Below are 329 nucleotides of genomic sequence, written 5' to 3' on the forward strand. Positions count from 1 at the left end.
CCGGTTCTGTTATTTACTCGGGCGGCCTCCCTACTCCAGCCAATTATATGGCTACACTTTCGCCAGAAAAACTTGGTGTCCCGGAAGCGAGTGGAATTTCTGGTTGGTTTAGCATGTTGCTCCTTACGTGTATAGGTGCAGCAATCTATCCCCATGCAATTCAACGTATCTTTTCTGCCAAAAACGAAAGTACAATAAAAACCTCACTGGTTGGTATGGCATGGATGCCGTTTATTACACCGGGGGTTATTTTTCTTGTTGGTATTATTGGTATAAACGCTTTTCCGAAGTTGGATGTCATGGAGGCCGACCAATTGGTTGGGATGATG

General features: G+C 45.0%; 1 protein-coding gene. It reads left to right on the top strand.

Annotation, left to right across the window (positions count from 1 at the left end; all coding sequences use genetic code 11):
• On the top strand, positions 1–329 hold a 329-nt coding region (locus JKP73_RS22330; RefSeq protein ID WP_438874676.1), incomplete at both ends, for a sodium:solute symporter family transporter.

The sequence above is a fragment of the Virgibacillus salexigens genome, from assembly GCF_014905415.1.
Lineage (GTDB): Bacteria > Bacillota > Bacilli > Bacillales > Amphibacillaceae > Virgibacillus > Virgibacillus salexigens.